Source organism: Algoriphagus alkaliphilus, assembly GCF_900103735.1.
In the GTDB taxonomy this organism is placed as follows: domain Bacteria; phylum Bacteroidota; class Bacteroidia; order Cytophagales; family Cyclobacteriaceae; genus Algoriphagus; species Algoriphagus alkaliphilus.
This window is the reverse complement of sequence record NZ_FMXE01000041.1, coordinates 1-14,585: the sequence shown is the minus strand read 5'-3', so window position 1 is coordinate 14,585 and position 14,585 is coordinate 1. Positions and strand designations below refer to the sequence as shown.

Below are 14,585 nucleotides of genomic sequence, written 5' to 3'. Positions count from 1 at the left end.
GCTCCGGATTTTTAATCAATTGATCTTGTTAAAAAAATTAAGAAAAGAATCACTTTTCGATCAAGTCTGCCCAGTAAAAATCTCAGGCTTTTGTCAAAAAAAAAGCGCGGATTTCTCCGCGCCTTTGAACTTGTGTAGTTTCAGATTCTTACATTTTTTTCAAAAGAATGTTCTTAAACATCACTTTCATTGGAGGTCCTACGTGCACCTGAAATCCCATCAAGCCTTTCAGCATCCTGTTTTTTGCATCGTCATCGGTGACTTCACTCATTAGAGTACCATTGACATAATGCTGCATCACGTTTCCCTTGGCAACAATATGAATCGTATTCCAGTCACCTTTCTTGATCAAAGCACCAAGCTCGTCCCGATTTCCAAGTTCGGAGACCAAGTTCAGGCCTTTCCAGGCGTTTCGCTCCACAAAACCACGGGGTTCAGTTATACTGTCCGGTTGCGAAGTGATACGCGTTTTTTGCCCCCGATAAGCTAGGGTGGTTCGCTTTCGTTCTTCGTAATTTTGCCCTGTGTAGCGATTGCCTCCATCTATATCCGCTTGATACCCCCGAAGCGCAAAGGGGACCTCGGTAAATCGATCACTTCGATATTGCACACCGGAATTACCGGCTTCAGAAATCCAGTAGTCTACTTTTAACTCGAAATCTCCGAGCTCTCCGCCTTTCCATATGATGAAAGTATTGCTTTTCAAAACTGTTTCTGGAGTGATTTCACCCACCATTAAACCATCTTTTACACTCCAGTAGACAGGATCAAATTCCCATCCATCGAGCGTTTTTCCATCAAATATGGACTCGAATTCCGCATGATCAACTTTGGAAGAAATACATCCCACAGTGAATATGGCCGCCAGAATAAAGCTCGATATTTTTACGGTTTTGAAGGTTGAGCTAATCATCTTTGTGCAGTTGGTTGTTTGTAAACTGCATGGTCAGCATTGCCACCGGAGATCAAATACGCCATCAAGTCTTTCAATTCTTCCTCATTGAGTCGATTGATTAAGCCAGGCATCATGATGGAGACCTCCGCGTTCTTTTTCAACACGACCGTGTTTTTCGCAACAGTTTTGATATCATTTGGAGCGAAAGGGTTTTGCGAGATATAATAATTCTTCCCGTCTTCGTCATTCAGTTTACCTACAATGGATCCTCCTGCTTTCAGTTCAAGAACAGTCGCATGATATTGATCAGAGATTGTTTCACTTGGGTTGATGGTAGCTACCAAGATATCTTTAGGAGAAAATCTTGTACCCAACTGTGTCAAATCCGGTCCAATAGCTCCACCTTCACCCTGCATCGTGTGGCAAGACAAACAAAGTGTAGCTGCATACATCGCTTTGCCTTTGACCAAGTCACGTCCTACAAGATCAGCGACTAAAGGCTCTGCCAGTTCAACTGTCCACCTTCTACCCGGACCTTCAGGTTGTACACCTGATTCAATAATATCATTTCCGCTGGCTGTCAGTAATTTTCCACCCGACATTTCATCATATTTCTCAAAATCTGCCTTATCCACACTGGCCAGTGCCATTTTCCTTGCCCGGTCGATGAATCCCACATAGCTCCTTCCACCTTTATAGGCAGTCAGTGCATGGTTTATCCATTTGAAATATTCCTCCCGTTGCGCAGCAGTCCAGCCTTTGTCAGCACCACCCAATACCGTCGCATAGAAAGTCGCCTGTGCAGGTGGCAGATTGGCAAGCATGTTGGCAATGTCCATCCCGTATTGCGGGTTTCTGAAGACCAAATCTGATGAGGCAGTAAATGTCTTTTGATAATTTTCGTCGTCTTTGGCAGATTTAAGCAAAGCCAATGTTTTTTCCACAGCACTCGGCGCATCCAGATGCACCATCAAAATACTGAGCGAACGATCAAGCATGTTGTCATTTGCAGGGAAATTTGGATCGAGGTAGGTAATCAATTGAGGCTTCACTGAAGCGGCCCCTTTGTCATAACGAAAAAGGATCACTTCCATCGTTCTCAGGATATCCTGCTTGTCCCTGGCAGAAAGCCCCTTGAAATCCACCTGCATCAGACTGTTCAACATGGGTGCTGCATCAGCATCGGTGGCGTGACGCGCCAAAGCGAGAATGGCATGGATCTTTTTTGTGGGATCAGATTCTGCAATTGCTTTTGTTTTCCAGGTTGCTACAGGCTGGTGTTCAAGGACGATTCTTGCAGCATATTGTACGTATCTGTCTTTGTGTCCGAGTTGAGCCCAAGCTTTTTCCAATCCCTCCGCAGGAGCCCCTGCCTGATGATATTGCTCCAGTTCTCTTCTGAGTTTGGCTTCCTGAGGCAGGTCAGCTTCAGTCAGAGGCTTATGTGTATCCAATTCCCCTTTGTACGTCACCCGATAAAGGTCCGAGTCCAACCTTCGCCCTCCGGTGGCAAAGTAGAATGCCCCGTCAGGGCCAATGGCCCCATCAGTAAGAGGAAGCGGAGAACCGGAAATAAATTCCTCGGCTGTAGCGTCATAAGTCGCTCCGTTAGGAGTAAGGTGAATGGCATAGATGATTCCAAAACTCCAGTCAAAAGCATACAATGCTTTTTTGTATTTGCTTGGGAAGTTGGCTTTGAAGCCGAACATGGCATTCGTAGGTGAACCTTGACCAAGGTTTATTACTGCGGGGAGATTGTCAGGATAGACAGGTGACCACTTGGAGTTACCTGTCCTCCAACCAAATTCCGAGCCGCTGGTGGCATGATTTATCCGTGTTGGGCGATACCAAGGCATTCCAAAATCCCATTCCATATCCGCATCATAAGCGAAAATATCACCGACCTCATTGTAATCAAAATCGAAGGCATTTCTGAATCCTGCACTGATCAATTCCCAATTTTTTCCTTCGGGATCAATTTTGGCGATCCATCCACCTGGAGCCATTCGGTTATTGGCATGACCTCGTGGGTCTTTGATTAAGGGAAAAAGGTTGTCTTCCTGCCAAACATTAGGCAGGCGGTAAGCATTCATCTCAGGCACATCGACATGATTTCCTGCGATGAGGTAAATGGATTTGCCATCCGGAGTGACGCGCATGCTGTGGGGACCATGTTCACCTTGTTGCCCCTTCAATTCACGAATCTGAGTGATGCTCTCATACTGATCATCCCCGTCCAAATCCTGGATCCGGTATAATCCTGTAGGTTGGCTGAAGGTCTCATTGGGGTTGTGATTTACCATCACATAAAGTGAGTTAAATGCATATAGCAATCCCTGTGCATAGCCCATTCCTACCTGAGGTTCGGAGACATTTCCCACGATCAGTTTCTCGACTTTGGGTTTTACTGTGGAATCAGAGCCGATTGGAGGGAGCTCGAGTCGATATAAATACCCATACTGATCGGAGGTAATCATTCTACCCTTATCATCAAAGGTCATCGCCACCCAACTGCCCTGCTCATTATCTCCGGGACTGTAGAGATGCTCTGCCACGAATCCGTCAGGAAGTTTAAGCTTGTCAATTTTAGGGTTACCGGTAAGCTGCCGGCCTGTTTCTTCTTTTTTGGAGCAGGCAACCGAAATTGCAAGGACTCCAAAAAGAAGGAAAAGATTCTTTATCGTGCTTCTATGGAACATATAGTATTGGGATTATTGGATTGCAGGGAGATAAAATTTCATCTGTTTATAATTTGATTTTTTTTGGTCAGATAGCCTGTCCCGATCTTTCATCGGGAGAATGCCCTGCCCCGATAGCTCGGGGCATCTTCCTGTGTGATCCCGTAAATACGGGATCATGGGAATTTCATATTGTTCAAGTTGAGAATAATTTAATGAGGCTAAAAGCCGTTCGTGAAAGCTATTTACTTCCTGTCAAGAATTTAACTGTCCTGCTTACTCCTGCCGGGAAGAAAATAACCCAACAACTTTCAGATTTGGAAAATCCTACCGATTGTCGGGCTATTTGAATTAAAGAAAACCAACTTAAAAGAATGGACTAATTTCGGCTTCTGCTGCGGGATATGGATAGAATTTATCCAAATTAGTAAAGACGTTATTCCTTGGAACTGCCCCGGGAATTGGCGGAAAGTAGTAATTCAGTGGATTAGCCACGATTCTCCGACCGTAAGGTACAATAATCTCTTGGATACGGTCAGTTCTCATGATATCAAACCACCGCTTATTTTCAAATGCAAGCTCAACTCTTCTTTCCTTAAAAATTGCTTCACGGACATTCGCTTGACTTGAAGCCGTAGTGGCAGCAAGTCCTGCCCGAGTACGGACTTGATTTAACAGAGGAATCGCTGCAGCTGTTTTCCCTTGCTCATTAAGTGCCTCTGCCATCAACAGCAACACCTCCGCGTAGCGATATACCGGCCAGTTTACCCCATGGTTGTTATGCTGGGCATGATTATCCCGAAACTTCTTAATAACAGGGGTAAGCTTATTGGAACCTGGCCTTCCTGAAACGGTGATGACATCGATCGATACATCCTTGCGGAGATCCCCAGTCTCATATGCTGCAATAATATCCGGTGTGGGAATATTATTTCCCTGACCATCCAATGGCTGAGGATTACCTGTGTTAAACAAAGCCCTCACTTCGGCTACTGTAAGCGGTAAGGGTAAATGCTGATACAAGAATGTCCCCTGAAGACCATCTGCCCCTTCACGATATTGTATCTCAAAGACTGATTCGGAGTTGTTTTTATTGGTTGAATTTTTAGGGAAGACCATCGCATAAGAGGCCATCAAGGCGTACTGTCCCGATGAGATCGCCGGTGCCAAAACCTGCTCCGCATCGGCCCATCTCTTGCGATAGATAAACACATCAGCCAAGAGCGTTCTGGCAGCACCTTGAGTCACTCGACCCGGTAGCTGCTGAGCTTTCTGTGGAAGGAGAGGAACGGCCTCTGTCAAGTCTTTTATAATCTGGTCAAAGACTGCCGCCTCCTCAGACAGTGGAAGACCTGAACCATCACGGCCTGGCACAGGAATAATGTGGAGAGGTACTTTTCCAAAGTAGCGTACCAAATGAAAATAGGCGAACGCTCTTAGAAACAGTGCCTGACCTTTTACATTGTTTTTGGACTCCTGATTGAACGCAACTGCATCAATCGGAGCCAATACTTGATTAGCACGGGCGATAATCAGATACAATTGTCGCCAAGCGGCGAGGACATTTGTATTTGGAGTAGTTCCGTTACTGACAGGCACCGAGAAATCCGCTAGATTTTCGGAGTTTTCAACAGCCCCAAATAGGACATTCCGCATGTAAAAGGTATTGTCCGAGTGCAATTCACCTAAAAGCCAAGCAGGCCCATTATAATATGCTCGCAAAGGAGCATAGGCTCCATTTACTGCCTGGATAAAATCATTTTCTGTTTTAAAGAAGGTAGCCGAGCTCAACTGTGTCTCCGGCACGACGGTCAGAAAGTCATCACAGCTGGTGAATGACATCAGCAGGATCAATAGTAAAATGCTATATTTTTTCATTTTAGTTCAGTTTAGGAAGTAATCAACTACTAAGTAGCCATGATTAAAAATTGATGTTTGCACCAAAGGTGATCGTACGCGGCACAGGAAACGGGCCTAGATCTACTCCCGGGCTAAGATTGCCTCCATCTCCCTGACCGTTGTTTTGCATACTTACCTCAGGATTTTGGCCTCCCCAATAATTCGTGAATACAAATACATTCTGCGCCGAAGCATACAAACGGGCTGATTTAATTACTTTAGGAAGCTTGGTAAGGGTGTATCCCAGCGTGATGTTTCGGATGGTAAAGAAGGACGCATCCCAAACGAAGTTACTGTTGGGCCAGTCTCGTTCAATTCCCGTGACGTTACCTCCACCTACTGTCGTACCAAATATGCCTGCACCAGGGTTTTCCGGGGATCTAAACCGGTCACCAGCCCTTCTCACCATATTGAATACCCCATCCAAATTGGCAGTAGAGAAAAGGTGTCTCATATACACGTCTTGTCCTTGAGATCCAGAGCCTACAATGCTCATATCCCAGTTTTTGTAGTTGAAATTGTTGGTAATCCCGTAGGAGAAGTCAGGAAAAGGGTTACCTATGATTTGCCTGTCATCTCGATCTCCTCCAAACGTAATTACACCGTCCCCGTTGAAATCCTCCAGCTTGATGCTACCCACTGTAGATCTACCGGGAATAACAGGGGAATTAGCCAAATCTTGAGCGTTGGCATAGTTACCCAACTTCTTGAGTCCATAGAATTGTGCAAATGGCTTCCCTACCTGAGTAATATGAAAGTCTCCATAAACTCTGTCGATTCCATCTGCAAGGGCAATCACCTCATTGCGATTGAATGATAGGTTCGCATTGACCGACCATCTGAATGCTCCTTTGGTAGGCACTGCATTGATTTGGAATTCATGCCCCCAGAATTTGATCTCCCCGATGTTATCATTGAAGTTGGTAAAACCGGATTCTTGGGGAATCGGAACCGCAAAAAGCAGGTTAGTTGTGTTTTTAACGAAGTAATCGTAGTTGAATGTGATTCTATCGTCCAAAAATCCAAGATCAAACCCTATATCAAACTGAGCGGTGGTCTCCCATCCAAGGTTTGGATTATCCAATGAAACAACCGCGGCACCGGGAGTAACAACATTATTGAAAGCTACATTGACTGTATTGTTAATCAAGGCATATTGGGTATAATTTCCGATGTTGTTGTTACCGGTGATTCCATAACTGGCTCTAAGTTTGGCAAAGGAAACCTTCTCATTTCCCTTAAGGAATTCCTCGTCAGAAAGAACCCATCCTACTGAGGTAGAAGGGAATACCCCCCATCGATTGTTTACTCCAAATCGCGAAGAACCATCCCCCCGAGCAGAAGCTGTGAAAAGATATTTGCCCTTGTAATTGTAGGTAAATCTGGAGAAAACTGAGGTAAGACTCCACTCCTGCACATTGTTAAAGGTACCTCCACGATTGATGTTGACCGCGGACTGAATAGTAAGAAGGCGATCATCCGGATAAGTATCTGCTTGAATACGGGACTGATCAAGACGGAAATGCTGGTTTGAAAATCCTGCTAAGATCTCAAAATTATGATCTTTGATCGAGTTACGATAAGTAGCTATGTTTTCGTTCAGCCACGACATATTGTTGTTGTTATCACGGATGGAAGCCGCAATCGTGGGAATGGCCTGATTTATAGCTGAAGTGGCAGTAGAAGGATTGGAAAAGAAAAATCTTGAATTGTTCAATTCCACATTGAACGTTGACTTCAAGGAAAGTCCCTTGATTGGCTTCCATTCCAAATACGTAGTAGCCAACAAATTTAATCGTGTGGTCTCATTGGTAAGTTCTTGGGCCGATCTCACCCAGTTTGGATAAGCGAAGATGTTACCTGTCTCAGCAGGAAAACGGTTGAACAACGTCAACTCCCCAGACTCATCACGGATCGGCATGACTGGCCAAGTATGCAAGGCATTAAAGATAATGCCCGTTCCTCTTGTGCCATCAGTTCTTGGGGTGTTGTCATATACGTAATTCGGAGCGACATTCACTCCAATATTTATCTTGTCAGAAAGCTGATACTCCGTATTTAAGCGAAGGGAAAATCTCTTGAAATCAGTATTGACAACGACACCTTTTTGATCAAATAAACCTACTACGACGGAGGTATTGACTCTCTCCTTATTGGAAGTAAGTGTAAGATTATAGCTGGAGATTGGAGCTGTCTGAAGGAGAGCATCGTACCAATCGTTGGTTTTGTCCCGATAGATCGAAGGATCTTGAAAAACACTTGGTACAGGCTGCTTGGCATCCTCGTAATATTCTTTCTTGAATTGAGCAAACTCCTCAGCATTCATCATTTCCAAGCGGCCTCGCTGAGGAACTTTCTGAAAACCTGAAAACACGTTCAAATTGACATTGGTTTGACCTGCCTTTCCTTTTTTGGTTGTAATCAAAACTACTCCATTTGCAGCTCTTGAACCATACAGCGAAGTAGAGGCGGCATCTTTCAATACTGAGATATCTTCGATCTCATCAGGGTTGATCGCATTGATATCCCCGGTAATAGGAAATCCATCCACTACATATAATGGTTCGCTACCACCACTTACTGAAAGCTGACCTCGGATCCTCACTTGCATTCCACGTCCTGGCTGACCGGTAGTCTGATTGATCTGAACACCTGCCAGTCTACCCTGAAGCTTCTGAGCTATGGTGGAAACAGGCATATCTCTCAGTTCAGCACCGCCAATACTCACTACGGCCCCGGTAACCTCCTTTTTAATTTGACTACCATAACCTACAACTACGACCTCTGAAAGATTCGAAGTAGATAGAGCCAATTCTATTGTATAGGAGGTCTGATTTCCCACCACTGCGACTTCCTTTGTCGTGTAGCCAACAAAACTGACTACCAAAGTCTCTCCAGCGGCTGCTTGAATGGAAAAGCTCCCATCGATATCAGTGACCGTACCTCGCTGGGTGCCTTTTACAATTACCAATGCACCGGGTACAGGTTCGCCTTCGGATGAGATTACACCCCGGACAGACTGCGTCTGCCCAAAACTCGTTACGCTTATGCAAAACATAAGCAACAAAAATCCGAATAGTCGGATTTTCATCTTAGATAGATAATGGTTATTCATACAGGTGGGTTTTATTGAACAGAAAATATTTCCACCTAATAACCGCATATAAATAAAAGCCCCCATCCTGCCCTATCATGTATAAGCCTCTAAAAATCAAATTTTTAATGCAGGACAGTACAGGATGCTTGACCCTAAAAAAAATTAACCCAAAAACAATCCAAAACTAAATATAACCAGTACTATTACATCCACTACAAGCAGGATAGCACAGGATAGTATCAGCCTTTTTTATAGATATAAGAATACTTGAACCGACATTAATTTGATCTTTATTTATACTATTTAAGTGTTGGGATACTTTATACTTATTGAAATTCCCCGCCTTTCTGCTTATACTTAACACCAAATGCAATCCTTCCTATGATCAACCCAAAAATCACCCAAGCCTCCTTTCTTTTTTTAATTTTTCTGCTGATTTTTTCCTCTTGCTCCCAGGATAAAACCCTCGAGCTCCGCAAAAATTCACGAATCACCCTGCTGGGAAACAACCTTGGATCCCGGATGATGGACTATGGGCTTTTCGAGACCGAAATGCACCTCCGATATCCTGACAGCACACTATTCATCCGGAATCTAAGTGACCCGGGTGACACACCGGGATTCAGGCCTCGATCAGGAACAAATGACCCTTGGGCTTTTCCGGGAGCCGAAGATTTTCAGACCGAATATGCCACCAGATCAGGAAGTGAAGGGTTTTTGGAAAAGCCCGACCAATGGCTTACCAGGTTACAAGCTGATATTGTGATAGGATTTTTTGGTTTTAATGAGTCTTTTCAGGGTAAAGAAGGACTTGAAAATTTCAAAGCTGAATTGGAAGCCTGGATTCTTCATTCAATAGCCCAACAATACAATGGCAAAACAACTCCTCAACTCGCCTTGGTTTCCCCCATTGCCTTTGAAGATATCACAGCGATAAAGGACGTCCCTGACGGAAAAAAGGAGAACGAAAATCTGAAACTTTATACTGAGGCAATGAAAGACGTGGCGACAAAGCATGAATTGCTTTTCGTCGATGCCTTTAACCCAAGTCAGAAATGGTATAAGGAATCGGAAGCACCCCTGACCATTGATGGCTCACAACTAAACGAGAAGGGCTATGCAAAATTGGCTGTCTTATTGGCTGACAAACTTTTCGGAAAGGAAAACCACAATGCCGAAGCAAATCGGGAACTGATCCATCAGGCCGTGATGGAAAAAAATTGGATGTGGACCAATGACTACAAAATCCCGAACGGAGTCCATGTCTTTGGGCGTCGATACGATCCCTTTGGTCCTGATAATTATCCTTTTGAGTTGGAAAAAATCCGACAGATGACTGCCATTCGGGATACGGCTATTTGGGAAGCCTCAATTGGTAAAGTGAAGGATTTAGTCGCCGCAGATGCCAAAACACGAAGCCTACCGGAAGTCAAAACCAATTACAATCCCCAAGCCAATGGTAGCCTGGAATACAAATACGGAGAAGATGCACTGAAAACACTCAAAGTCCCTGAGGGCTACAAAATCGAACTTTTCGCCTCAGAGGATGAATTCCCTGATCTTGCCAATCCCGTTCAGCTCTCCTTTGACAACAAAGGAAGACTCTGGGTAGCCACCATGCCAAGCTATCCGCACTACAAACCGGGAGACCCGAGACCAAAGGATAAGCTGATTATTCTTGAAGATACTGACGGCGATGGAAAAGCCGACAAGCAAACCACTTTCGCAGACAACCTGCACCTCCCCGTAGGCTTCGAAATCTCACCGGAAGGGGTTTACGTTTCGCAGGGTAACAATCTGATCATCCTGATTGATGAAAACGGAGACGACAAGGCTGACCGAAAAGAAATCCTGCTCAGCGGATTTGATGACCATGACACCCACCACGCGATTTCGGCATTCACTACGGACGAATCCGGAGCGATTTACATGGCAGAAGGCGTTTTCCTCCACACCAATGTGGAAACCTCCTACGGGCCTGTTCGGGCTACCAATGGGGGATTTTACCGATTTGAACCCAAACGGCACAAGCTGGAACGAGTGAATCAAGTGAACATCCCCAATCCATGGGGCATTGCCTTTGATGCATGGGGGCAAAACTTCTACGCCGAAACCTCCGGCCCCAATGTCAACTGGATGCTTCCAGGCTCGACCTTGCCACGATACGGAAACAGCAACTTCAAGGGGCCAAACCTCATCGAAAAAGATCACATGGTTCGCCCTACTTCCGGACTGGAATTTATCTCCAGCCGCCACTTTCCGGAGGATATCCAAGGTGACCTGATCATCAACAATACCATCGGTTTCCTCGGTACCAAGCAACACCAAGTTTTTGAAGACACTGTCGGATTTAAAACAAAGTGGAGACAGGATCTGGTAGTATCCACTGACCGAAATTTCCGTCCTGTGGATATGGAGATCGCTCCTGACGGATCACTCTACATCGTGGACTGGCACAATATCCTGATCGGGCACATGCAGCACAATGCCCGCGATCCGCTGAGAGATCATGTGCATGGCAGGATCTATCGGGTGACCTATCCTTCCCGGCCTTTGGTCACACCTGCCAAAATCGACGGAGCAAGTATCTCCGAATTGCTGGAAAACCTGAAACTCCCTGAATACCGAACCCGCTATCGCACCAAACGTGAACTCCGGGGCAGAGATCCGGGGGAAGTGACTGCCGCTGTGGAAAAATGGGTGGCAAGTCTTGATAAAAATGACCCCAATTACGAGCATCACCGACTCGAAGCGCTTTGGGTCTCCTGGGGAGCAAATAAAGTCAATCAACCCTTGCTGAGAGAACTCTTGAAATCCTCTGACCACCGGGTAAGGGCAGCATCCACCCGGGTACTTCGCTATACCGGGCATCAGGTGAAAGATCAGGCTGAACTGCTGCTGGCTTCGGCCAAAGATCCTCACGGAAGAGTAAGAATGGAGGCGATTGCGGCTGCTTCCTGGTTGCCGAGAGAGACTGGATTGCCGATTTTGGCGGAAGCCGAAAAACAACCCAAAGACAAAACTTGGATCCCCGGCACCCTGGAAACTGCCGTGGCACATTTGAACGGACTTTCAGTCACACAGAAAAAGGAAGAAGATATCAAGTCCTCGCTGACCGGTTCGGACCGTGAGTTATTTGTGTTGGGAAAAGAAATCTATGGGCGTGAAGGCTTCTGCAGCACTTGTCATCAGGCTGACGGTGGGGGCTTGACCGCATCGCAATTCCCTCCACTTCGTGGCACGCCTTGGGTAACGGGAAGTCCCGAGCGACTGATCAAAATCGTCCTGAAAGGAATCATGGGGCCGATCGAAGTAGCGGGACGTGAATACCCCGGACAAGTGCCTATGACTCCTTATGAAGGCATGCTCAATGACTCAGAAATAGCAGCAGTGCTCACTTATGTCCGAAATTCCTTTGGAAATAAAGCCAGTCCCATCTCCCCCGAATTGGTCAGACAGGTACGTGAAGAGGTCAAGGGCAAGGATGGCTTCTGGACTCCGGAGGAGCTGTTGAAGGCGCATCCGATGGAGAAGTGATTTGATTGAAAAATTGAAAAATTGGAAGATTGAAAAATTTCAGGCTTCGGACATCTTCGATATTTGGCATTCAAAATTCGATGTTCGGTATTACGGTTATTGGTTATTGAGTTATTGGTGGGGTTGTCCGATGACCGATGTCAGATGTCCGGTGATCGTTGTCCGGCTATCTTCGCTATTCAGTATTCTACATTCATCGTTCATTATTGATTATTAAGTCATTGGTTATTAAGTTGATTCAATACCCAAACCGAAATTCCAAATTAGATGGTAAGCTATTTGTCTGCAAAGTAATCAGCATAAATGAGCTTACTCTCTGTTCATAGGATTGAGGTTCATGTTGACCTCGTAATTCGTACTTCGTATCTCGTACTTCGTAAACCGTACTTCGTAAATTTTACAAATTATTAATGAAAACCCGCCTCACACTTCTAGCCTTAGTCTTACCTGTCCTTTCCTTTTCCCAATCCAAAAATCTCAGTTTTGAAAAGCAGATGATCGCCTACGAAAGCTATGAATCTGTTGGGATCATGGACGTGGACAAGGACGGCATTCCCGACTTGCTCTCGGGAAGCTATTGGTACAAAGGGCCGAAATTTCTCGAACGACAGTTGATCGGTCAAGTGAAGCGGTATGGGGAATATTACGAGGATTTCTCCACCATACCCATGGATGTCAACGGTGACGGTCGGGTAGATTTTATCACGGGGGGCTGGTTTGAGGGCAAACTGACCTGGAAGGAGAATCCGGGCAAGGCCTCCGAATGGAAAGAACATCTTATCGCCGAAACGGGCAATATCGAAACCATCCGGGCTTGGGATATCGATGGAGACGGCACCTTGGAAATCGTCCCCAACACGCCCCGAAAGCCTCTGGCATTTTACAAATGGGTAGCACCAAATCAATTTGAAAAGCATGAAGTATTCGAAACCCAGGGTCATGGTTTGGGCTTTGGGGATATCAACGGAGACGGCTGGGGGGACTTGGTGAGTTCGTTTGGCTGGTATGAGGCTCCGCCCGATTTGCGGTATGGGCAATGGATTTTTCACCCGACTTTCAATTTGGGAGACACCAGCATTCCTATTATCGTCACTGACCTCAACGGAGATGGAATGAATGACCTCATCGCAGGCAATGGCCACAACTATGGCCTGTATTGGATGGAACAGGTGAGAAAGGACGGGGAAATATCATTTGTCAAACATGATATCGATCCCTACCACGCCCAATACCATGCCTTGGAATGGGTGGACCTGGACGGCGACGGCAAAAACGAGCTGATCACAGGCAAGCGTTATCGCGCTCATAACGGAAAAGACCCGGGAGAACTGGACGATATTGGCTTGTACTACTTCAGATGGAACGGAAAGACATTTGTTAAAAATGTGATCAGCTATGGGCCATTTGGAGAAGGAAAAGGTACAGGTCTTTACTTTTCGACCGGAGACCTGAATGGAGATGGAAAAATTGACATTGCCGTGGCAGGGAAAGATGGCTTGGCGGTGTTTTTTCAGAAGTGATCTATGTTGGTTGTCTGGTGCCGGATGACCGATATTTGAAGCTAATCGAAATCAAATGAGCCCACGATAAGAATTACGTATCTTCCTAAAGCAAAACCCTTCAGGAATTTTACTATGAAAGCTACACCATCACTCATCTTTTTGACTGCTCTACTATTGTCCGCATTCACTGCATCAGCTCAAAATGGAGAGAAGGTTTACAAAATGTACTGCACGGGTTGTCATGGTGCTGACCTAAAAGGAACACCGGCTGGCACTTCACTTTTGGTAGAAAACTTAAAGTATGGAAATGAACCTGCCGATATCAGCAAAGTCATTAGCAATGGAATACCCAATACAACGATGATTAAGTGGGGTAGTGCCTTGCCCACACACGAAATTGGAGAGCTTACTGACTACATTTTAGGCATTAGAAAAAATCAACCGACCCAAGAGAAATCGGAAGAAATCCTGACTTTCAGCACTGAAGATTATACCCTCAAGGTGGAGAATCTAGTCACCGAAGGACTGGTTTTCCCTTGGGGAATTGAGTTTGTGGATGAAAAGCGTGCCTTAATCTCAGGAAACAAAGGGGAGCTTTATTGGGTGGTCGATGGCAAAATCGATCCCAAACGGGTAACCGGAATTCCTTTTATCTATGGAACTGACTTGGTTGGAGGGATGATGGATTTGGCTTTGGATCCTAACTATTCAGAAAATGGCTGGATCTATTTCGCTTACAGTCATAATCCAAAGAACACAGCCGATAGGACTTCACCTGCTATGACCAAATTGGTCCGAGGGAAAATAAAGGATTACCAATGGGTGGGGCAAGAGACACTTTTTGAAGCTCCGGATTCGATCTTAGTCAGCGGGGGAACACGTTGGGGAAGCCGCCTTCTCTTTGACACCGATGGATTCCTGTATTTCACCACTGGAGACATGCAGCAAAGCATCGCAGAAGGGCTAAATCCTCAGCT

At 45.5% G+C, this 14,585-nt stretch carries 7 protein-coding genes; 3 read left to right on the top strand and 4 right to left on the bottom strand.

Going from position 1 to position 14,585, the window contains the following annotated elements; all coding sequences use genetic code 11:
* Nucleotides 1–148: 148 nt before the first annotated feature.
* From BLQ81_RS19710 to BLQ81_RS19690, 4 genes are all read right to left on the bottom strand, one after another.
* Nucleotides 149–913: a 3-keto-disaccharide hydrolase gene (locus tag BLQ81_RS19710; protein ID WP_092734100.1), complete on the bottom strand. Its 765-nt coding sequence runs from the start codon at nt 911–913 to the stop codon at nt 149–151.
* On the bottom strand, nt 910–3,594 hold the full coding sequence (locus BLQ81_RS19705; protein ID WP_092734097.1) for a c-type cytochrome: 2,685 nt from the start codon (nt 3,592–3,594) through the stop codon (nt 910–912). The genes BLQ81_RS19710 and BLQ81_RS19705 overlap by 4 nt, the downstream gene beginning before the upstream one ends.
* Before the next feature lie 345 nt (nt 3,595–3,939).
* Complete coding sequence (locus tag BLQ81_RS19695) at nt 3,940–5,451, bottom strand: RagB/SusD family nutrient uptake outer membrane protein (protein WP_092734091.1); 1,512 nt, start codon at nt 5,449–5,451, stop codon at nt 3,940–3,942.
* 43 nt (nt 5,452–5,494) lie between these two features.
* On the bottom strand, nt 5,495–8,587 hold the full coding sequence (locus BLQ81_RS19690; RefSeq protein WP_092734088.1) for a SusC/RagA family TonB-linked outer membrane protein: 3,093 nt from the start codon (nt 8,585–8,587) through the stop codon (nt 5,495–5,497).
* 363 nt (nt 8,588–8,950) lie between these two features.
* Here BLQ81_RS19690 and BLQ81_RS19685 point away from each other — a divergent pair, with 363 nt between their 5' ends.
* The 3 genes from BLQ81_RS19685 to BLQ81_RS19675 all read left to right on the top strand — a co-directional run.
* Nucleotides 8,951–12,106, top strand: a complete 3,156-nt coding sequence (locus BLQ81_RS19685; protein ID WP_092734085.1) for a PVC-type heme-binding CxxCH protein — start codon at nt 8,951–8,953, stop codon at nt 12,104–12,106.
* Nucleotides 12,107–12,516: 410 nt separating this feature from the next.
* Entirely contained in the window at nt 12,517–13,626 is a 1,110-nt protein-coding gene (locus tag BLQ81_RS19680; RefSeq protein WP_092734082.1) for an FG-GAP repeat domain-containing protein, read from the top strand.
* Nucleotides 13,627–13,740: 114 nt separating this feature from the next.
* Nucleotides 13,741–14,585: PQQ-dependent sugar dehydrogenase (locus BLQ81_RS19675; protein ID WP_175454290.1), on the top strand; the 845-nt coding region annotated here is incomplete at its 3' end.

Coding starts and splice junctions, on each gene's coding strand:
- BLQ81_RS19710 (WP_092734100.1), bottom strand. CDS start 913: ATGATTAGCTCAACCTTCAAAACCGTAAAAATATCGAGCTTTATTCTG.
- BLQ81_RS19705 (WP_092734097.1), bottom strand. CDS start 3,594: ATGTTCCATAGAAGCACGATAAAGAATCTTTTCCTTCTTTTTGGAGTC.
- BLQ81_RS19695 (WP_092734091.1), bottom strand. CDS start 5,451: ATGAAAAAATATAGCATTTTACTATTGATCCTGCTGATGTCATTCACC.
- BLQ81_RS19690 (WP_092734088.1), bottom strand. CDS start 8,587: ATGAATAACCATTATCTATCTAAGATGAAAATCCGACTATTCGGATTT.
- BLQ81_RS19685 (WP_092734085.1), top strand. CDS start 8,951: ATGATCAACCCAAAAATCACCCAAGCCTCCTTTCTTTTTTTAATTTTT.
- BLQ81_RS19680 (WP_092734082.1), top strand. CDS start 12,517: ATGAAAACCCGCCTCACACTTCTAGCCTTAGTCTTACCTGTCCTTTCC.